This window comes from Providencia sp. wls1914, assembly GCF_009706645.1.
GTDB classification, from domain to species: Bacteria; Pseudomonadota; Gammaproteobacteria; order Enterobacterales; family Enterobacteriaceae; genus Providencia; species Providencia zhijiangensis.
This window is the reverse complement of the sequence record NZ_WLUN01000004.1, coordinates 211,467-232,167: the sequence shown is the minus strand read 5'-3', so window position 1 is coordinate 232,167 and position 20,701 is coordinate 211,467. Positions and strand designations below refer to the sequence as shown.

17 protein-coding genes, 1 pseudogene and 1 riboswitch are annotated in these 20,701 nt (G+C 41.0%); of the genes and pseudogenes, 6 read left to right on the top strand and 12 right to left on the bottom strand.

The genetic code is table 11. The annotated features are described in order from the left end of the window. Window positions 1-25: 25 nt before the first annotated feature. The 3 genes from GKR74_RS03220 to hcp form a co-directional block, all read right to left on the bottom strand. Window positions 26-1,096, bottom strand: a complete 1,071-nt coding sequence (locus GKR74_RS03220) for a magnesium transporter (RefSeq protein ID WP_036951226.1) — start codon at window positions 1,094-1,096, stop codon at window positions 26-28. Between the two features lie 73 nt (window positions 1,097-1,169). Next, window positions 1,170-1,342: riboswitch (M-box (ykoK) riboswitch) on the bottom strand. Window positions 1,343-1,669: 327 nt separating this feature from the next. Then, on the bottom strand, window positions 1,670-2,674 hold the full coding sequence (gene hcr / locus GKR74_RS03215; RefSeq protein WP_154602504.1) for an NADH oxidoreductase: 1,005 nt from the start codon (window positions 2,672-2,674) through the stop codon (window positions 1,670-1,672). A 51-nt stretch (window positions 2,675-2,725) separates the two neighbouring features. Next, window positions 2,726-4,378, bottom strand: a complete 1,653-nt coding sequence (gene hcp, locus GKR74_RS03210) for a hydroxylamine reductase (protein ID WP_154602503.1) — start codon at window positions 4,376-4,378, stop codon at window positions 2,726-2,728. Window positions 4,379-4,650: 272 nt separating this feature from the next. On the opposite strand from hcp, the gene clcA reads away from it, so the two are divergent. Further along, the gene (gene clcA / locus GKR74_RS03205; protein ID WP_154602502.1) at window positions 4,651-6,039 is read left to right on the top strand and encodes a H(+)/Cl(-) exchange transporter ClcA; all 1,389 of its coding nucleotides are present in this window, start codon (window positions 4,651-4,653) and stop codon (window positions 6,037-6,039) included. A gap of 154 nt (window positions 6,040-6,193) precedes the next feature. Here clcA and tehB read toward each other — a convergent pair whose 3' ends face one another. The 5 genes from tehB to GKR74_RS03180 all read right to left on the bottom strand — a co-directional run bounded on the left by tehB (window position 6,194) and on the right by GKR74_RS03180 (window position 10,743). Continuing rightward, window positions 6,194-7,081 carry an SAM-dependent methyltransferase TehB gene (gene tehB, locus GKR74_RS03200; protein WP_154602501.1) on the bottom strand — a complete coding sequence of 296 codons (888 nt, stop codon included), beginning with the start codon at window positions 7,079-7,081 and terminating at the stop codon, window positions 6,194-6,196. Between the two features lie 195 nt (window positions 7,082-7,276). Further along, on the bottom strand, window positions 7,277-8,356 hold the full coding sequence (locus GKR74_RS03195) for a linear amide C-N hydrolase (protein WP_154602500.1): 1,080 nt from the start codon (window positions 8,354-8,356) through the stop codon (window positions 7,277-7,279). Between the two features lie 203 nt (window positions 8,357-8,559). Then, window positions 8,560-9,333: a topoisomerase IV gene (locus tag GKR74_RS03190; protein ID WP_154602499.1), complete on the bottom strand. Its 774-nt coding sequence runs from the start codon at window positions 9,331-9,333 to the stop codon at window positions 8,560-8,562. A gap of 260 nt (window positions 9,334-9,593) precedes the next feature. Then, window positions 9,594-10,172 (bottom strand): YceI family protein, encoded by a 579-nt coding sequence (locus tag GKR74_RS03185; RefSeq protein WP_036952050.1) that lies wholly within the window; start codon window positions 10,170-10,172, stop codon window positions 9,594-9,596. A gap of 13 nt (window positions 10,173-10,185) precedes the next feature. Beyond that, entirely contained in the window at window positions 10,186-10,743 is a 558-nt protein-coding gene (locus GKR74_RS03180; protein ID WP_036952053.1) for a cytochrome b, read from the bottom strand. Window positions 10,744-11,176: 433 nt separating this feature from the next. Here GKR74_RS03180 and GKR74_RS03175 point away from each other — a divergent pair, with 433 nt between their 5' ends. After that, window positions 11,177-11,806 (top strand): glutathione S-transferase family protein, encoded by a 630-nt coding sequence (locus tag GKR74_RS03175; RefSeq protein ID WP_154602498.1) that lies wholly within the window; start codon window positions 11,177-11,179, stop codon window positions 11,804-11,806. 87 nt (window positions 11,807-11,893) lie between these two features. On the opposite strand, the gene GKR74_RS03170 is transcribed toward GKR74_RS03175, so the two are convergent. Continuing rightward, window positions 11,894-12,514, bottom strand: a complete 621-nt coding sequence (locus GKR74_RS03170; RefSeq protein WP_154602497.1) for a malonate decarboxylase holo-ACP synthase — start codon at window positions 12,512-12,514, stop codon at window positions 11,894-11,896. 224 nt (window positions 12,515-12,738) lie between these two features. Here GKR74_RS03170 and GKR74_RS03165 point away from each other — a divergent pair, with 224 nt between their 5' ends. After that, on the top strand, window positions 12,739-13,716 hold the full coding sequence (locus GKR74_RS03165) for an FUSC family protein (protein WP_154602496.1): 978 nt from the start codon (window positions 12,739-12,741) through the stop codon (window positions 13,714-13,716). Window positions 13,717-13,755: 39 nt separating this feature from the next. Here the strand turns inward: GKR74_RS03165 and GKR74_RS03160 are convergent. Next, window positions 13,756-14,493 (bottom strand): annotated as a pseudogene (locus GKR74_RS03160) (DAPG hydrolase family protein). A gap of 104 nt (window positions 14,494-14,597) precedes the next feature. Here GKR74_RS03160 and GKR74_RS03155 point away from each other — a divergent pair. Beyond that, window positions 14,598-15,233, top strand: coding sequence for a TetR/AcrR family transcriptional regulator (locus GKR74_RS03155; protein WP_154602494.1), 636 nt, complete (start codon window positions 14,598-14,600; stop codon window positions 15,231-15,233). Window positions 15,234-15,321: 88 nt separating this feature from the next. After that, entirely contained in the window at window positions 15,322-15,963 is a 642-nt protein-coding gene (locus tag GKR74_RS03150; protein WP_154602493.1) for an NAD(P)-dependent oxidoreductase, read from the top strand. 513 nt (window positions 15,964-16,476) lie between these two features. Here GKR74_RS03150 and GKR74_RS03145 read toward each other — a convergent pair. Then, window positions 16,477-16,731: a helix-turn-helix domain-containing protein gene (locus GKR74_RS03145; protein ID WP_154602492.1), complete on the bottom strand. Its 255-nt coding sequence runs from the start codon at window positions 16,729-16,731 to the stop codon at window positions 16,477-16,479. A 963-nt stretch (window positions 16,732-17,694) separates the two neighbouring features. On the opposite strand from GKR74_RS03145, the gene GKR74_RS03140 reads away from it, so the two are divergent. After that, window positions 17,695-18,579 (top strand): helix-turn-helix domain-containing protein, encoded by an 885-nt coding sequence (locus GKR74_RS03140; RefSeq protein ID WP_154602491.1) that lies wholly within the window; start codon window positions 17,695-17,697, stop codon window positions 18,577-18,579. Window positions 18,580-18,650: 71 nt separating this feature from the next. Here the strand turns inward: GKR74_RS03140 and GKR74_RS03135 are convergent, their stop codons facing one another. Further along, window positions 18,651-20,693 (bottom strand): TonB-dependent copper receptor, encoded by a 2,043-nt coding sequence (locus tag GKR74_RS03135; protein WP_154602490.1) that lies wholly within the window; start codon window positions 20,691-20,693, stop codon window positions 18,651-18,653. Window positions 20,694-20,701 lie beyond the last annotated feature (8 nt).

The window sequence follows — 20,701 nt, the reverse complement described above, 5'->3', positions numbered from 1 at the left end:
GCCGCATCAAGAGGTAGGACTGAACTTAAGCGAACTCCGTCATCACTAATTTCGCGATTTCAAAGTAAATAATCAAGCCAGTACCATCAATAAATGTCGCGATGAATGGCGCAGAAACTACCGCTGGGTCAACCTTTAGCTTCTTCAGAACCATTGGGATAATAGAAGAAACAATCGCGCTCCACACGGTAATAGCCACAATCGTTAAGCTCACCACGATAGTCACTTCATGACCCACACCTAGGATCCAAGCACGAATTAATGCCGCGCCGCCAATGGTGACAGCCACTAAGAACGAGGTTGAAACTTCTTTTTTCAATACCGCACCGAGGTTACGTAAACTTACTTCCCCCAACGCCATCGCTCTCACGAGTGTCGATGTGATCTGAGTTCCGCTGTTTCCGCCGGTACCAATCAACAATGGAATAAAGAACGCCAGTGAAATGGCGGCTTCAAGTTGCTCTTCGAACGCTTTCAGCACAGTTCCAGTATAGGCTTCCGCCACAAACAGCATTAATAACCACACAACACGCTTACGCCATAAAGTGACTGGACTGGTGGTTAAATACGGCTCTTCGAGTGGCGTAGTCGCCCCCTGCAATTGTGCATCGAGGGTATTTTCGTCTTCAATAAGCTCTGCTATATCTTGAGGACGTAATACACCCATTAACTTACCGAACTGAACAACGGGGATCATATCCAAACCGCTATGATTAATTAAATCATAAACATCATGGCGTGATTGTTCAGGGGAAACAGAGAAATAATTGTGGCGCATAATATCCGACACTAATAAATCCTCTGCTGAGGCAAGTAATGATTTAACGGACAGAATTCCATTTAAATAGTTTTCACTATCTACGACAAATAAATACGTTGGAATTTGTTCGCCTTCGAGATGTTCAATAAGACTTTTCTTCACACATGCCACAGAGTCGGCAACCGATACTGGCAAATATGATTGGCTCATATAAGCGTGAACAGTTGAATCATCAATTTTAGTTGGTTGTGATTGATTAGACTTTTGACGAGCGTCTTTCATCGCGGATTGTGCAATAGCTACTGCACCCGCTTTGTTCTGGGTAGAAAATGACATTTTTTTAGTCCCTATTACTGTTGTTTACTCAAACAGTACTCACATAGGGGCGAAACCAGATGAGAGAATGCGATTGCTATCTCTTCGTCTCGGTTTTAGCACTATACAACGTATCCTGAATCAATCAGGAAGTTACATGGGGATATACCTTCGGTCGATATATCCTGTCCTAATCTTGGGCGTCTCTCGACGTCGTCAGATCAGTAACCTATGTTTGTATAGGAGCCTCGCCTAACGAGATACTGCACTTTGGATGCGGCGCGAATTATACCCACTGAGTGTTCAATTACCACCCTTTTACCCCGCTCTTTTTTTAATAGCCCACCCTCGTTTAAGTTTTGTTTAAGTTAATGTATATCAAAAATTCAGCGTGTAACCATTTGTAACTTTAATAGAAACTTATATTATTCATAATACATAAAGTCATAATCACGCTATAAATTACTTTATTATTTTTTAATTATATTTTGCTGCTCAAGTAAATCGATTAATAAACAAAAAAGCCACCTTATTTATATTCATAATAAGATGGCAATTAATGAGGCATTTAAATTTTATATTATCGAAAATCGATTAAGCGATTTCTGTGTCACCTTGTAATTGGCAACTGCACGCTAAAACATAGCCGTTAGCAATTTCGTCTGCGGTTAATGTCATGGTACTGCTGGTTGTATAATTTCCCGAGAGCACTTTGGTTTTACAGCTACCACACACACCCGCGCGACACGCCGCAATTACCGGTTGTTTATTCTGTTCTAACGCAGACAGCAGCGATGTTCCCACGGGTACAGTGAAATTCACTAAACGGTGACGAATTTTTAAGTTCAATACCTCTTCACTCACGGCCTCATCGCCGCCAGTGGTAAAGCGCTCCATAAAGAAGTGCTCTGCTGGAACGCCTAGTGCCTTAGAAAATTCCTGTACATTTTTCATATACGGAACAGGCCCGCAAGTCATTACCACTCGCCCGTGAATATCCGGTACTAACTCCAGCAATTTTTCTTGGCTTAAGCGACCTTGTGCAACACCGCCGTTATCGGGTGTTTCCGGCATGATGCACAACTGCAAACGTTGCGGATATTGCTGAACCAATCTTTGCCACTCACTAGCAAAAATGACCTGCTTTTCATCTCGCACATTAAACAGTACTTTGACATCCGTTTCTGGGCGATTCGCCATCAGCCAGCGAGTCATCGACATGATCGGCGTGACACCGCAGCCTGCCGCTAACATTAAGTATTGGTGGCTTTGAACATTGGCACAAGTAAACTCCCCTTGCGCCTCAGACAGCCAAAGATAATCCCCTGGTTTGACCGCTCCAGTTAGCCAACAAGAGCCTGCTCCCTCGTCTAATCGTCTCACCGTAATGGAGATAAAACGGCTTTGCCCCGGCGATGAAGACAAAGTATAAGCACGCATCACGTCATCACTGTTTTTGATACTCACCAGCGCATACTGTCCCGGTTCATATTGGTAAAAATCATGATTAATCAGGTTAATTGTCCAAACATCTGAGGTTTCCTGCACAATCGAGTGAATTTGCATTCTGTTCGGACATAGGCTTGTTGGCATGGTCATGGGTTACTCCTTGCAAGGGGGAAAGCCGCTTCCCCCTTGGTTTCCATCAAATTACGCAGGCAGGATTTCCGCCAAATCTTGTTCAACCGTGGTAATGCTGCGCATACCGAATTTTTCATTCAGAATATTCAGCAGATTTTCGGTTAAGAAGCCCGGAGCCGTTGGACCGGTGTAAATGTTTTTCACACCCAGAGCAAGCAGGGTTAACAAGATCACAATGGCTTTTTGCTCGAACCAAGAGAGGATCAGGCTCAGCGGTAAGTCATTCACGCCACAACCTAATTTCTCTGCTAAGTTCACCGCTAACATAATGGCAGAATAGGCATCGTTACATTGACCCACATCCAGTAAACGCGGTAAGCCTTCTAAGGTGCCGAAGTCCAGTTTGTTGAAACGGTATTTACCGCAAGCCAACGTTAAAATCAGGCAGTCTTTCGGTACGCTACGAGCGAAATCCGTGTAGTAACTACGTTCACCACGGCTACCATCACAACCACCGACTAAGAATACGTGGCGTAATTTTTTCTGAGCAACGAGATCAATCACCGCATCCGCAGCACCCAGCAGGGTTTGACGACCAAAACCGACAGTAATTTTGTGTTCGATTTCAGTGTATGGGAAGCCTGCCATTTCCTGCGCTTGCGCTATCATTTCAGCAAAACTGTCGCCCGTAATGTGTTTCACGCCCGGCCAGCCCACAATGCTACGAGTCCAGATACGCGCTTTATATTCACCTACATCAGGGTCGATAATGCAGTTAGAGGTCATTAAAACAGGGCCTGGGAACTTAGCAAATTCCACTTGCTGATTCTGCCAACCACTGCCGTAGTTACCCACTAAATGAGCGTATTTTTTCAGTTCAGGGTAACCATGAGCAGGCAGCATTTCACCGTGGGTGTAAATATTAATGCCTGTGCCTTCGGTCTGTTCTAACAACATTTTTAAATCTTTCAGGTCGTGACCTGAAATCAAAATACATTTACCGGCAACTGGGCGCACGTTAACTTCCGTTGGAACAGGATGACCAAATTCCCCCGTTTCGCCGGCATCCAGAATTTCCATGATTTTGAAGTTCATCATGCCGATAGCCATTGCATTGTTGAGCAGCTCATTCATATCCGCTGGCAATGTGCCTAACCACGCCATAATTTCATGGTATTGAGCATAAATCTGGTTATCAAACTGACCTAAAACGTGAGCGTGCTCCATATACGCCGCCGCACCTTTCAAGCCATACAGGCACAGCATACGTAAGCCATGAATATCCTCGCCAATTTGCGCTTTATCGATATCTAACGCAAATTGTGCCGCTTGCTGTTGCAGGGTCGCAATATCCTGCCCTGCTAATTGCAGGTTGATCAATGGATGGTTAAATGCCACTGCACTATTCACTGACAGGCAATGTTTGATTAATTTATCACGCAGATAAATGGCTTCACGGGCATAACCGATAATACGTTCAGAATCGAAGTTAACGTTGGTCAATGTAGAGAAGAAAGCGCGCGGTGCGAAACTGTCCACATCATGATCAATAATGCCCAGTTCACGAGCCACCACCGCACTGGCAGATAAGCTTTGCAGGACAGCAACTAATAAATCTTGCAGGTCTGAAGTTTCAGCGGTTTTACCGCACATACCTTGCGAATAAGCGCAGCCATTGGTTGCTGGAGTTCTAATTGTTTGTTCACATTGCACACAATACATGGAGGAAACCCCTTTAAGTTGCATTTCATATACAACATTAAGATTACCCCTTTTAAATAAATAGAAAAGCACCTTAAAATTCTATTTGCAGGTTTGTTGATCTACATTAACTTTCACTATAAATAAGAATTATTCAATGTTGTAAAATAGACAGTTTCACTAAGCACAGTTGATTTTTCGCTGGGGTTTCAAAGCAGTATTGCTATACTATGTTTATCATTCATACTTCATAAGTTATTGTTGTTAAATCATTTTAAGAGAATCAAAAAGCGATGATGCAGGCTAATTCGACTCCAAAATCAGACAACAAAACCCATTTTAGTTTTTTACGTCACGTGAAAGAATCCGATAAAACGCCACTCAAAGTGCTTGTTTTAGCGGCTATTATTGGTGCCGTCGTTGGGCTGATAGGCTCCCTGTTTATGCTAGGGACAGAGTGGGTCAGCAATATTCGTATCGCGTCTGTTAACCAATATGTCACCAACAAATGGTTGGTGATCCCCGCTATGTTTGTGGCTTCAGCCCTATTGGCCATGCTCGGCTATTATTTGGTTAAACGCTTTTCACCTGAAGCGGGGGGATCTGGGATCCCGGAAATCGAAGGGGCACTGCAAGATTTGCGCCCTGTCCGTTGGTGGCGCGTGATCCCAGTGAAATTTATCGGTGGGTTAGGTACGTTAGGTTCAGGTATGGTGCTCGGTCGTGAAGGACCTACCGTACAACTGGGGGCGAACATTAGCCAAATGTTTTATGACCTATTTCGCCTCAAAGATAATGAATCTCGCCATACATTATTAGCTGCGGGCGCCGCTGCGGGTCTATCTACCGCCTTTAATGCCCCATTAGCGGGGATCCTGTTTATCATCGAAGAGATGCGACCACAATTTAAATACAGCCTGATTTCCATCAAAGCCGTGTTTATTGGTGCCGTCAGTGCCACCATTGTTTTTCGCCTTATTAATGGTGAAGCCGCGGTGCTGAATATTGGGCAATTCTCCTCTGCCCCCATGGAAACTCTGTGGTTATATCTGATTTTAGGCATGTTATTTGGGATCGTGGGAATTGGCTTTAACCGCTTCTTGCTCTATCTGCAAAGCCTATTTTTAGCTTTTTACCAAAATAAAGTGTCGCGGTTTGTTTTGATGGGCGGTTTGATCGGGGGTAGCTGTGGCGCTATCGGTGTGTTTGCTCCTGAAGTCGTAGGGGGTGGCTATAGCGTGATCCATCAAATGGTGGCCAATAGCTTTACTATCACCATGCTGATGGTCTTTTTTGCCCTGCGCTTTTTAACCTCAACCATCAGCTTTAGTTCCGGTGCGCCAGGGGGGATTTTCTCGCCATTATTAGCCCTTGGTACACTGTTTGGCGGAATCTATGGTTATGCGGCACTGGAGCTATTCCCACATTATTCGATTGAAGTCGGTACCTTTGCAATAGCCGGCATGGGAGCGCTGTTTGCCGCCACAGTGCGTGCGCCATTAACGGGCATTGTCTTAGTGTTGGAAATGACCAATAACTATCAATTGATTTTACCGATGATTATTACCTGCATTGGCGCAACGATGGTGGCGCAATTCTTAGGGGGTCGACCACTTTATTCTGTACTGCTCGAAAAAACTTTAGAGCGCAGCGAAAAACAAGCGGCAACGTCTAATCCCTAAAATTCATTTATATCTCACCATAGAACGCAAAATGGGTTGCCTAGGCAACCCATTATGTTGATGACAAAGAGGGATAAAAGCGTGGTTTTTCCCTCTTTGTGTTATCAGGCGAAAATCAATAAATTGATTTTCCTTTTATCTTCGCTATCGCAGGTTATTTTTTCTTAGCAATCAACGTTGCAAAGTTCAATTTAATTCGGTTACCTTGCGCATCCGTTCTGTGCAAGTGTCCTGGGTTTTCATTGTATTTGAGGATTTCCCAGTCTTGATAATACTGCTGTAATTCACCTGGTTTTAAGAAGCACTTAAATGGCACCATATCCAGTGGCGCATCCGGCGTTTCTACCGCGCATACCACAATATTAATCCCACCCGCTCGAGTATGCGATTGCATATCCGCGATAATGTCAGCAATTTTATCCCGTTGTAGGAACATCAACACGACTGTAGAAACAATCAAATCATAGTCACCTTGGATTTGGTGGCTATTAATGTCATATAGCGCGGTATGGATATTTTCTATGCCCGATTGCTGCTTAACAGTTTCAATGGCTTGAATATGGTTTTGGTTAATATCAACCGCCGTCACATCATACCCTTGCTGAGCAAGGTAGAAGCTATTACGCCCACGGCCGGAACCTAAATCCAATACTTTGCAAGGTTTTGCTAAGTTATTCTCGCAAAGATAGCGCACTTCAGAGTGAGGCACACTGAGATCATACTGTTTATAAAACGCAATTTCAGGACGACATAAAAAAGAGAGTTGGCAACGCATATCATCGCTGCAATCGGCAATACGATGCCAGACTTGCGGCTGGATCACTGGCGGTTGATTTTGCGTATCAAACGTAAATTTTTGCTCGCTGCCATCTTCACCAAAAATAATAAAATCGAGGGAGCCTTGTAACACCTTCAATTGGGCGAATGTGTCTTCCTTGGTGTTATGGCGTTCTTGGAACATTAACGGAACCGAAGCCTTATCCCAAACAGGCATGGTTTTGTAGCACACTAATTCAGTCATGGGGTCACCTTTAAGTTGCATATTAAATACATCTTATGACGTTCATCTTGATAGTGCAACGTTTTCATAGATAGAAAATGAATGAGTTGATGTGCATCAACCTCCTGGGCACAGGAGGTTGAATTCGGAATCTTGGACTTAGAAACTCGGTTTTAAAAATTTGGTTTTATAAACTTGGTTTTATAAACTTGGTTTTAAAAACTTGGTTTTAAAAACTTAGTAACCCAGCTGCTCTGCACTCAGCCCTAAAAATTCAAACGGTTTGGTATCCACATATTGCGCAGTCGCATCACCCGAATAGATATGGCTTTGCTCTTCACCGAGATCTAGTTTTTTCACTTTTCCGGTTTCATTGGAAAAATCAATTTTCTTTAGATCCGTCCAAAAAATATTTGGCGTTAAAGCAGATTCAAAGAAATAGAGTTGACGCTTGCTGTCAACCAGTGTACGCCAACGGGTAGAAGAGATCTCAGGAGACGTTTCCGATGTTAAACCGTAGGGGACGGACACATTTCGGATCACCCCAAACACACTGGCAACCGCTTTATTTGGCGTCGTTTTTTGTGGGATAGCATTGATGTAGAACTGCGCTCGTGCGAAACGATCCGCTGAGCGGTTGGTTCCCGGTAGCATTACCGTGCCACCAATACCTTGCCAATACTCTTGCATCGCTAACTGCTTTTCATAAGCTGGTGAGTTAGTCATGACTTGATATTTACGGCTATGATGAATGACTTGTTTGCCATCGATATATTCGATAATCGCGCTATCACCGCTCGCATCAGACAGCGATAAATGCAGAGTCGCTAAGCGATTTTGTCCCGGAACCTTGTCAGTCGCGACTATCAATGGCGTTTTTTCTAATGCGGCAACGGCTTCTTCAACCGTGGCATAGTTGTCCAGCATATATTGCGCCCATAGCGAAATAGACAGTGCGGGCTTTTTATTATCTAACTCAGGATATTTCGATTCTGCAAGCCAGAGTAAGTTTGCTACTAACCCTTTTTCATTAACGCCATCTGTCGTAGAAATATCGTAACCTGACGCTATCACGCTACCGTATTTGGATTTCCATTTGAGTGATTGTGGCCCTGCCGCGCCATTTCGTTCCATGCCTCGTGGGAAAATCCATAAATTGGTACCCACATCATATTTCCAATCCATGGTTCTACCGGTCATGATTTGTTGATCTTCCCCGAGATAAACAACGCGGGTACAAGCCTGAGAAACCATGGCAGGAACATAAATTGCAGCGATGGTTAAGAGCGTAACAATGCTTTTCTTCACAAATCGCATCTTGCCTCCAAGGGGTATTGAATAAGTAGCGCAGATAAGCTGCGCGAATAAATAACTATTATTTATATTAGACAGTATATCGTTTTCAGCGTGTTTTTAGAGGATGGATATTGAAACAAAATGCAACAAGGATTAACTCAATCAAACTGTTTACGTTTTCCAGTGAGTTAATCCTATTAAAGAAATGGATTAGCAGCCCGCTATTATTTTTTCTTTGCAGAAAACCATGAGCGTAATAATGCCGCTTTTTTCTGATTGTCAGGAATATTCAGTGCGGAGTCATACAAGCTAATCGAAATTTGGCAAACTGTTGCAGGTGATTTTTTTCCAGCCTTCACATCAATCAGCATGGTGACGTCATTCCCGTATTTTTCCGTTAATTTGATTCTCAGAGAGTCCATTAATGCCTGATACTCTTCTTCAGATAACGAGGTACGCTTCTCGCTAGCTTCGCTGGAAATCAACAAAGCATCGATCGCACTCACTTGTTTTAATAAGACATCTTGGCTTTTTTGTGGCGGAATGACATCCGCAGGATCCCTTAACTGAGGGAATAGCGCGTCGTAACACATTTTTCCTGATGGATCTTGCTCTAACAATGATTTGATATTGTCGTTCACTTTAGCGACAAAATTAATCACTGTTTCATCGGAGGCATAAGGCATACGCTCAACGACCAGCTTCATTGATTGGCTCACAACCTGATCCAATAATTGACGACGTAAATCTTCATTAGCTGGATCATATTGAGACATTAAAGGCTCGAAGCTCTGGTAAGTGACAGGGCTTAATTTTTTGATAGTGACTAAAATCGGCAGTTCTTTCTCAACTTGAGCAATGGCCTCTGAATGAATTTCGCTATTACTTTCCGTCGATAGTACGTTGTTGTCTTTACTTAACCAGTAAAAACCCAGCGCAAAGATAATAAAAATGATGCTAACGACTACTGCGATTTTGCGTGAACTGTTTGTATTCAAAGTGAATCTGCCTTTTAACAATCTGTCTTTTAACAATTTGTTGTTAACAACAAAAGCCAAAAAACCAATACTCAATAATAAACTCTTATCATTATTCTAGTCGTGAATGCGGATATATCGCTATAGGAATAAGAGTAAATGCGAAGAAAAAAGCAGAAAATTAACAGTTCTAATGAGTATTTAGAATGAAAAAACCGCAGACACATATTTCAGTCTCTGCGGTTTTGAAAAATCGAAGGAAAGTATTTCAAAAATACGAATTACTTAACTTGAACACCTTCAACAGACAGCATTAATTCAACTTCTTGAGATTTAGGGCCTAAATCAGATTTGATATTAAACTCTTTCAGTTTAATGTTCCCTTTCGCTTCGAAGCCTGCGCGGTAGCCACCCCAAGGATCTTTACCTTCACCCGTTAATTTCGCATCTAAAGTGATTGGTTTCGTCACGCCGTTTAAGGTGAAGTCCCCCGTTACGAGGTATTTATCACCCTCTTTTTTCACTTCTGTAGAAACAAATTTCGCTTCTGGGAATTTTGCTGCATTTAAGAAATCTGGGCTACGTAAATGCTTATCACGCTCTGCGTGGTTAGTGTCGATGCTGCCAGTTTTAATCGTCACTTCAACTTTATCTTTCGCCGGATCTTTCGCGTCGTAAGTAAAGTTACCATCAAAATCTTTAAAGCTACCGTATAACCAGCTGTAGCCTAAATGCTGGATACGAAACTCAATAAAACCGTGTTGGCCTTGTTTATCAAATTGATAGTTTTCTGCCAGTGCAGATCCTGCTGATAATAATAAAGTACCCGCAGCAAGACCTAAAATAGATTTCTTCAACATAACTCTCTCCACGTTATTTATCGGGATTAAAACCCAACATTCTTTTTAAAGTAATATCACCATCAAAGAAATGGTGTTTTAAAGCTGCAAATGCATGCAAAACAGATAACAAAACAACAGCCCAAGCTAAATAAAGGTGAATTTCACCTGCTGTATCCGCTTGTTCTGCTGCACCTGTAAATAATGCAGGCACTTCAAACCAACCAAATACACTTATTGCTTGTCCATCCGCAGTTGAAATTAAATAACCGCTGATCAAAATAGAGAATAAAATAATATAAATTAAAAGCTGAACCGTAATTGAAGCAAATTTCGTTAATTTGCTATAGCTCGATAACGGCTTAGGTGGTGGAGAAATAAATCGCCAAACCACACGAAAAAGCATGATAAAGAATAGCAACATTCCTATGCTTTTATGTATTTCAGGAGCTTGATGGTACCAGGTGTCATAATAGCCTAATGACACCATCCATAAGCCTAATGCAAACATTCCATATACGACAATTGCGACCAACCAATGAATGAGCAGCGAAAGATGCCCATAACGAGTGGCGTTATTTTTCCATTGCATAGTTTAAAAACCATATAGTTTTAAAGGTAATTACTTGTTTTACCAAGTAGGAATAATCATAAGGTTAATCTGGCTTTATTCCTATCCCAAAGTTAAACAAATATTTTGTCGAAGATATTCAAATAGTATCATCATCATAATGAAAAATAGGTGAATTCTATTTTTCTTATTACAAGCGTAAACCTTTAATAAAGAATCTTCTGTTTATGTAAATAGATTACACCTAATAACGTCCGTGATTATTTAATCTGCTGATTTTCTTATTGCTCATCATAATATGATAGATGAATTTGTTATAAATGTAGTTCAGCTTTTCTAAAATAGGTAGGCAAGATTTTTATTTCAACGAATAAATTAACCTAATTTTCTCTATTCCTGCTAAATTGATACTCTGTCTATGGGTTGTTTTTTCTTTATTCTTAGAGGCTAGCGTATGTATACATTATGGATTGCCAATAAAAATTACTCCTCATGGTCTCTAAGACCTTGGATCTTGTTAAAAGCATTGCAAATCCCTTTTGAAGAGAATATTTGCTTCTTCGAAAATGGAAAAAGTAGCCATGAAAAATTTAGCCGTTTTTCACCTTCAGGCTTAGTGCCATGCCTGATTGATGGTGATAAAACCATTTGGGACTCTTTGGCAATTTGTGAATATGTTGCCGAAGATTTCCCTCAAGTTTGGCCCACTGAAAAATCAGCGAGAGCCTGGGCTCGCTGCGCGAGCGCTGAAATGCACGCAGGTTTTTCTGCACTACGCCAACAGTGCCCGATGAATGTGACAAGAAATGAAGCTCTCACTGAAATATCCCATGAGCTACAAGGAAACTTAAATCGCATTCAGCAATTATGGCAGGAAGGATTTGATAAGTTTGAAGGGCCTTGGTTAGCAGGAAAACACTTTACTGCCGTCGATGCATTTTTTGCACCAGTAGCATTTCGCATTCAGAGCTACCAATTAAAAGTCAATGAACACGCTCAACAATGGATTGAACGCATTATTGCATTACCGGCGATGCAAGAGTGGAAACGTGCTGCAGAAATCGAGCCGTCTATCGAACACTAAAAAAACACCTGTACGAGCATCAAAATTAATTTTTGAGCAGTTTGAGTAAGAAATAGACCCAAACTGCTTATTTCAGTCACAAATCACCTAGAGGCTTTCATCCCAAGGATCTGCAGTCATCACATCCCCCGTTGGGGTGTGCAGCGTCACTTGGTCATTTTTAAACCATTCCGCTAAAGAAAATCCACCTTTCGGTGTTTCCACATGAATATCAATTGGGCAATATGGCGTATTCGCTTTAATCGCAAATTGCGCAAAATCTTCTTTTTGCTGTCGAGTTGGGCAGCGGATCACAACATCCAGGTCGCAATCTGTCAGCATACTTTGAATATCCGTCGCCAATGTATAAGCGCAGCTACCCGTCACACCCCATTTCCAAGGCCAATTGTGCTGAGAAATTAGTAACAAAACTTGGATAGGCGGTAACGCAATAAACATCGAACGTTGCAATTCAATGGAATTCGACACTAAAGATTCCACATTCATAATGTGCGTAATGGCCGATTTTGAAATTTGGGTCGTCACACGCTGATGGGGCTTAATACCACGAATAGCCACGGTTAATTGGCTTTCACCGGCTTTTTCTCGGTGCACAATAAGGGGTAGTTTACTGTTCCACTGCGTTTGAACCCATTCCGGCAGAGTATCAAGAGGGACATCGTTATTACTACCAACCCAAACAAAATCATGGGGATTAATTATTTGCATTTATTCTTCCTTATCATGACGACAAATTGCTCTCGTTCTGCGCTATTATGCATTTTTTCAGATAGATGAATACATTCACGCATAATCAACATCTTTATTTATCCCATCAAAAACAAAGATTCATAGGTTATTGATGGAGGAAATTTGTCTTCAAATAGCAATATGTTATCATAGAATACTCTTAATAATGAAAGAGTTAGATAACGAATTTTGAGCATCATAATATGAAGAAAATCCCTGCTATCCATGACGGAATACTGTTCAGCAGCTGCTTAGTTTTAAGTGCCCTCACCGCACTCGCACTGATCAACGTTCAGGCCGCCATGTGGGCAGCATTTTCGACACTCTACTCATTTAACCTATTTAACGCCGCTAAAGAATATAAAAATTACCTCTATACCGCTTTTTGGCTATCCATGATTTTAGTCGCTATCTATATTGGCGATACGCTACGCTTGGGGACTGGGTTTTATATTTATCTGGCTATATTCTCATTTATCTATTATCAGCTCTATGGCACAGATCCGATCATGGACTTAACCATGAAATTCATGATTATCATGTCCACTATTGGCACAATCTTGCCTGAAGTATCGAAAAGCCTGACCTTAGGTTTTTTAATTGGCAGTGGCGTCACCTTGCTCACCTATTATTTTCTCAGCCACAAAATGACTCGCCATTCCATTATTACGCCACTTACTGTGGAAAAAAATCTATTTACTCTACGTAAAAATATTATTCCACGGTCAATGACCTATACCATTGGATTACTATTAACTTTGGCCATCCCCCGGATGGTAGACCTAGGGCATTTTTATTGGACACTACTGACTTTCGTGTTTGTATTGCATCCAAAATCTGAAAGTATTGTGCGCATTACGCTTCAACGGGTGGCGGGTAGTTTAATTTCCGTGTTATTCCTATTCTTATTATTTAATACCCCGTTGATGCCTTATATTGGTCTAGTGGCTATTTTAGTTTTCGCCTTTTTGCTGCCAATGAGCTTTCATCACGGCTATACCTTTATGACTTTTGTCGTCACCAGCCTAATACTCTCGGTTCTTGAACAAGTAGTTTATTGGCGTCACCCTGTTTATACATTATTGTTTGATCGCGTTCTTGAAACTGCCTTAGGTGGAGCTATCGCTATCATTACCAGTATTATCTTGAAACTATTTAGAGAAAAAAGCCCAGAAAGCTAACACTATTCGGAGGTATAGCGCTAACCACCCAGACTTTGTTTATATTTTAATTATGTTGATATCTCGCTTAAGCTCTACACGAGCTCACCATGGTAATGGCGCACTTTCCCCATTCGCGTGCTCGCCGTAATACAACGACGGCAAGAAACGAGACAAATAGGTAAATTCGTTATAGCAGTGACGCATTAACTCTAATCCAATTTCATCGGGCAGCTGTGTACGTGGATCTTCAAGAGATGCGCCTAGCAAGAAACGGCTACGTAATACACAACCAAACTCAGTGTCGCGCGCTAGATGCATCATTTTCCCATCAGTAGGATAACCCTCAGCATCCATTTCAATATGCTCACCAAAGCCAATCGAAGAGCAAACTGCACCGGAAATATGCCCCTCTTTGATGGCTTTTTCATAAGCTGAAGTTTCAAAAAAATCCGTTGGATCTCTAAATTTTAGCTTCGCTGCCACTGGTGGGATCGCGCCGAGAGATTCAACTGCATGGATGGAAGCGCCAATAAAACTCTCCCCTTTTTGCCATTTATCATCCCAACCGTGATGAGCAACATGATCATGGGGATGCCACCAGTGGATATGTTGAGTGGTTTCAAAAAAGGTAAACCACCACGCGAGCATTCGGCCTTTACAGCCATGCAAATCCGTCCGAACCGCGACTGTTAATAACCCATTCTCATCACGCTCAATACCCATTTCCATGCGTAACGGATGTGGAAGTAGCAACTGATGTATGTCGTTAACTGCCCATGTTTGATTTGTTTTCATGATGACCTACCTATCTTGGTTATTTTGGAAACTTATTTTGTTTCCTAATTAGTTTTGAGCTAAAATGAAAAAAAGTCAAGATAGCAAAATGAGGTAAGCCATTTATGTCAAACAGCAGCGAGAAGAAACCAACTCGAGGCCGTCCAAGTATTCCTGAGGCGCTTCTCAAAGAAAAAATCATGAATGCAGCGCTGAATTCACTACTTGAAGATGGATACCAACTCACCAGTATTGATAATGTGGCAAAACGTGCTGGTGTAGCTAAAAAAACCATTTATCGTTTTATGGAAAATCGTGAAGAGCTTGTTGAAAGAGTGGTACTCAATTGGACAGATAGCTTTGTGCCATTGTTTGAACAAAAAGCTACGACCCGCGATGAGCTATTTAGCCTATTGCAAAATAACTTAGAAATTGTCGCAAAAACTGTTCTTTCCCAAGAAGCCGTTGGGCTTTATCGCTTATTACAAACAGATTTTGTACACAAAGAATTGCTCTTAGAAAAATACCAACAAAACGGTATTGAGCGCAGTCGCCAATTACTCAATCAATGGCTAACCCGCCATGCGCAAGACGAAATTATCCAACAGCATGATTTTGCCGTTATCAGCGATTTGATCCTCTCTATGGCAATAGCTGAACCATTACGGCAAATTTCATTAGGGCTTTCCCCTGCTGGCCTGACACCCGAATTTCAGCAAAGGATCGCCCATGTGATTGATTTTTGTCGCTCTCGAGTTTAGATAAAAAACAACCAAATAAATTTTCATGCTCTATACTTTCATTAACATTCATTAAACCTGACAAATGAAAAGGCAGCTGGAGCTAAACATGAAAATATCGATCCTAGGAGCGACTGGTTTTGTCGGTAAAGCATTGGTTTCTGAAGCCTTAATGCGTCATCATCAAGTCACTGCGATTTCTCGTCACAGCAATCAGCTTCCTCAACATGCCCATTTAATTACTGAATCCGGAGATATTACGGATGTGGCTTGGCTAACATCTCGGCTTAAAGGTCAAGATGTGGTGCTTAGCGCATTTAATGGTGGATGGAGTAACCCTAATCTGTACCGTGATACAGTTGCAGGTAATCAAGCAATCTTAGAGGCTGTGAAAAAAGCAGGCATAAAACGATTTATCGTGGTTGGTGGTGCTGGAAGCTTAGAAATCGCTCCAGGTGTTTTATTGCTCGACTCCCCCGATTTTCCAGCCAATATCTGGCCCGGAGCTCAAGCTGTCAAAGAATTTAAAACGACGTTGGAATCAATCGATAGCTTAGATTGGACGTTTGTTTCTCCTGCTGCAATGCTTGAAGATGGCGCGCGGACAGAAACATTTCGCCTTGGAGGAAAACAGCTATTAATGAACGGCAATACCCCCGCAAAAATATCTGTTCAGGATTTAGCCGTGGCAATATTAGATGAGGTAGAGCGGCCACAATTTATTCGTCAGCAGTTTACAGCTGCTTATTAATACTAACAAATGGATTATGAGTAAATAATGACTAAATGTATCCATTTATTTGTTTAACATAAAAAGTAATACAATCATTAACGTTTAATAAATATTCGTATATTCTCGTATAAAAATATGACCATTAACTTATAAATGATTAAACTAAGATTATTATTTAAATAAATTTAAATTTATCTATCAATATAATTTAACTTTGTGCGATATTAATTCAAATTGAGACTGGAGTTTTATTTAATTCTTAGATTTGATAATTTTGATGAGCTTTATGAGATTATTCATAATAGATAATTGTTATGTGTAAAAATTTCATGCAGGTATAATCTAAAACCAGCGTATTAAGCCGGAAGAAACAACCTATAATAGTAAAACAGATAATCTCTTCCGGTCAGACGATTAAATTCATGGAATCTCTTTTATCAAAACGGTGTCGAAAATGGAAAATCTTTTACTTTCCTAGTGATAATTAACCTTTAAAAAATAAATGAATAAGAACATAACATACTGATATTATTAATGAAGTGTACTTCGAGCGCCGCTATTTATGTTCACAACGCCATATAAGAATGATGCAGGTTCCAAGTTAAATAAATAGGCAAATTGAAAAAGAGAATCAACATCAATACAGCTTTCTCCACTCTCGAAACGATTCATTTCATCTTCAGAAACACCAATTAAATCGGCCGCTTGCTGAAGACTCATTTTATGACTCTCTCTTTGCATACGGATCTTAATCCCTAGCTTTTTCGCAATTTCATTTTCATTCATAAATACTCCTTTTACTATTAGATTGAATACCAATTATGAGGGCAGCTAAATTATCATCACACCAAGTTTAATTAATTGACTTACGTTAATAAAACGCGACATACATCACATCATTTAGTGACATTCATAAATAGATATTTTTCACTTAAAACTGCAATTGGTTGATTTAAATTACAAATAAAACCAATAATCCATGTAATATAAAAATAAAAGAGTGATAGTAATCACATAAAATTCAGATTAATACCTGTGTATATTTACTTATTATGCCTATCAATTAATGACGTAAAATTTAATTACTCATTTAATGATGACCTACGGCATGAGCTATATTACAAAATCACAAAAACAATGATCAAGGATTATCTTAACTTTTTTCAAATAATGATAGCTTACGTTTATATACTTAAATTTATTCTTATATTTTAAATCATCTACTAATGACTTATTCACTTAACAACAAGCTATATCATATATAATAACTGACTAAATCATCTATCACTATCAGAATAATTTTTTATCATTTATTTAACTTTTCCCAAATAATCCATTTTGTCATACAAAGTATGAATATTAATGGATGATGATTGAATTATACTCACACAAACTGAATCGAGTAACCTATTGAATGTTTGCTTTAAATCTATTCATTCGTTAATCACTTTTATTCTATTTTTATGAATAGTATTTTCTTTGCACAACAACTGATTTAACAAAAAATGCGTTGTAGGCTATCAAAAATTCAGCGTATTCCTAATACGTTATCTCTGTTTAATAAGCTAACTAACCATCATTTAGTGTGTAAAAAACCGATTAAAACTTACCTAACTTCACATTGCTTATAAAAAAATTGTCAGTAGACATGCTATCCTATGTTCAATTACGATGAGTTTTATCTAACTTTAATGCTCAGATTTGGCGCTTAAAATAACGCCTGTTGCAAAAGTGACTGGAAAGGTAACCATGCTACAAGAAAGTGTTATCAGAGAAATCATTCTCTGGATAGAACAAAATTTAGAGTCGCGGCTCTCCCTTGATACCGTTGCTGATAAATCTGGATACACTAAATGGCACTTTCAACGATTATTTAAAACCCAAACAGGTCTCGCGTTAGGTGCTTATATTCGTGCTCGTCGTTTATCCTGTTCTGCTGTTGCTTTACGCTTAACGAGCGATAGTATCATGGACATTTCACTACGCTATCGCTTTGATTCACAACAAACTTTTTGTCGTGCATTCAAGAAACAGTTTGGTGTAACGCCTTCAGAATATCGTAAACGCTCAGGCTGGCATATTGAAGGATTCTGCCTTCCTCTTCGTGAAAGTAAAGAACTCGAAGCTCACGTGGAATTAGTCGAATTAAAAGAGATCCACTTAGTGGGAATGACTCATCGCTACACACAAGGCATTAACGAGTGGAACTTAAAAACTGAAGAGTTACGACGCCAGTATTGGAAAAACTTTTTAGATAAAAACAAGATTGTTGCCAAGAACTTGTATGCTATTCACGGAGTCGATACAAGCTCAGATGAAGAAGGCCGCTTCCTCTATTCCACTGCATTTGATGAAAACGATCTTGACGTCATGCCACCATTTACTAAAAAACTGATGGTTCCCGCTGGTAATTATTTGCAAATTAAATTTATCGGTAATTTACAAGGCACTGACTATAACGACATCATTTATACCGCTTATGGAAAAGTCCTGGCCGAGATGGATATTGCTCGCGGTTTAGGGGCTGATATTGAACATTATGTTTTAAAATCAACGCCAACTTATGAGGATTTTACTAACCACCCTCATACCTACATCCAAGAACTGAATTACTATATTCCTGTGATTGCATAGTTCCTGTGATTGCCTAAAAACTAACAACCCGCTTTTACACGGGTTGTTAACTTCATTCAGTGCTAAATAGATTAGAACGTGACGTTCAATTTACCCCAGAATGTTCTACCCGGCTCATTAACAGGGCTATTGGACGAATAACCAAATCCGCTATTACCTGCTAAGTTCAAGTGCTCGCTGTACGTTTTATCAAACAGGTTATCGACACCCGCACTCAGTTTCACACTTTCATTGATGCGATATGCCGCATTCATCGAAAATACCGTAAAGCCCGCGCTCTCACTGAAGTCTTTTCCGACAACGTTACCTTCGTTGATTGCTACGCGATCTTGGCGACTCACCATGCGTACCAGCCCCGTCGTTATCCAATCACCTTTCTCCCACGTTAAGCCTAAACGGCTTTCCAACGGTGGCATTTGAGGCAGTGCACGTCCATCAGTTCTATTTTTCCCCCACGAATATGCAAGGCTTGCATCCGCTTTCCATTCATCACTCAGCTGATAAGCGACGCCCATTTCACCGCCCATAATCATCGCATTGACGTTTTCAACTTGGCTCATTCTGGCGTTAGTTGGGCTATAGCGGAATAGAATAAAATCATCGACGCGCCCGACATAAGCAGAAACCCATGCATTAGCCTTATCATCACTGTATTTCGCCCCAATATCTAACTGTGTTGTTTTCTCGGTTTTCACGTTATCAAAAACATTTTTACTGCCGTTCGGCCCCATTTTTGGCGAGAATAACTCCCAATAATCTGGGAATCTTTCTGTATACCCCACTCCGGCGTACAGCATCACTGGCGTTTCAGGTAATGCATGTTCATAGCGAACGAAACCCGCTGGCATAACTGTATTGCGGCCTGAAGAGCCTACATCAGTGTAATTATCGACTAATACGCGGTCTAAACGCCCGCCGCCAATCACTTTACCTTGCTCACTCGCCGTCCAAGTCACCTCACTGAATACCCCATAATCTTGGAATTCGGCATCTTTTTTCCAGCTATTATTACTGTTTTTACGGTGTTTATTGGTCTGCATGTCTGCCCCAGCGCGCAGTTCATAATCACTCCATAACCACGTTCCCATGACCCGGCCGCCCATCGTCTCGCGGTCAACACGCATTTTCATTGGCATATTCATCATCATGCCGTGCCCGCCATGACCGCCGCCCATATGTCCGCCACCTGATCCCATTGTGCTCGTTGGGCTACGTAATGAGTAGTTATCCATAATATGGTCGGCGTAGTTGTAATAAACATTCCCTTCGATTTTATCGAATACCTCACCGATATTGCTTTTCTCGAAACGTAATCCTAAGCTTTCACGCTTGAATTGAGAGCCATCCATTCCTCGTCCTGCGTATCGCGCTTCACCATCACCTTTCCCTGCGGAGAGCTCGAGTAATGTATATTCATCTGGCGTCCAGCCTACTGCAACGTCCGCATTCCATTTATCCCATTTAGACGGTACTTTATCTCCGTTACCATCTTTATAGTCATTAGAACGAGATTTATTGCCAGTCAGGCGTACATAACCTTTCTCATTTCCTAAACTCACATCCGCATTCGCATCCCAACGCTGATTTGATGCTGTCAATGCACTCGCATTCCCTTGAATACCGCCCTCCGTAAAGACAGGTTTTTCACGCTCAAAACGCACAGTACCCGCTGAATTTCCAGGCCCCCATAATACGGTTTGTGGCCCTTTCACCATGGTGAGCAAATCAAAGTTTTCCGGCGAAATATAAGACGTCGGCGCATCCATACGGGAAGGACACGCACCCAACATTTCACTGTCATTCGTCATGATCTTAAGACGGGAACCAAACATGCCACGAAAAACAGGGTCACCATTCGTACCACCGTTACGGATTTGGGAGAAACCGGGGATCGTTTTCAAGTAATCAGAGCCATCACTCGCGGGTACTGGCTGTCTTGGGGTTTTCGGCGATGTCGAAATAGTTAACGGCGAGTCCACAGGAGCCGTGACAATCATGACCGAACTATCGGTAATTAAACTTTGATTTTCTTCTTTAGCGAAAGCGGATGTTGATGCGATAGCCGAAATCACCAGCGCAGTTACAGGTGCGAATTTAAAATTAATTGAGTTCATTTTTAGCC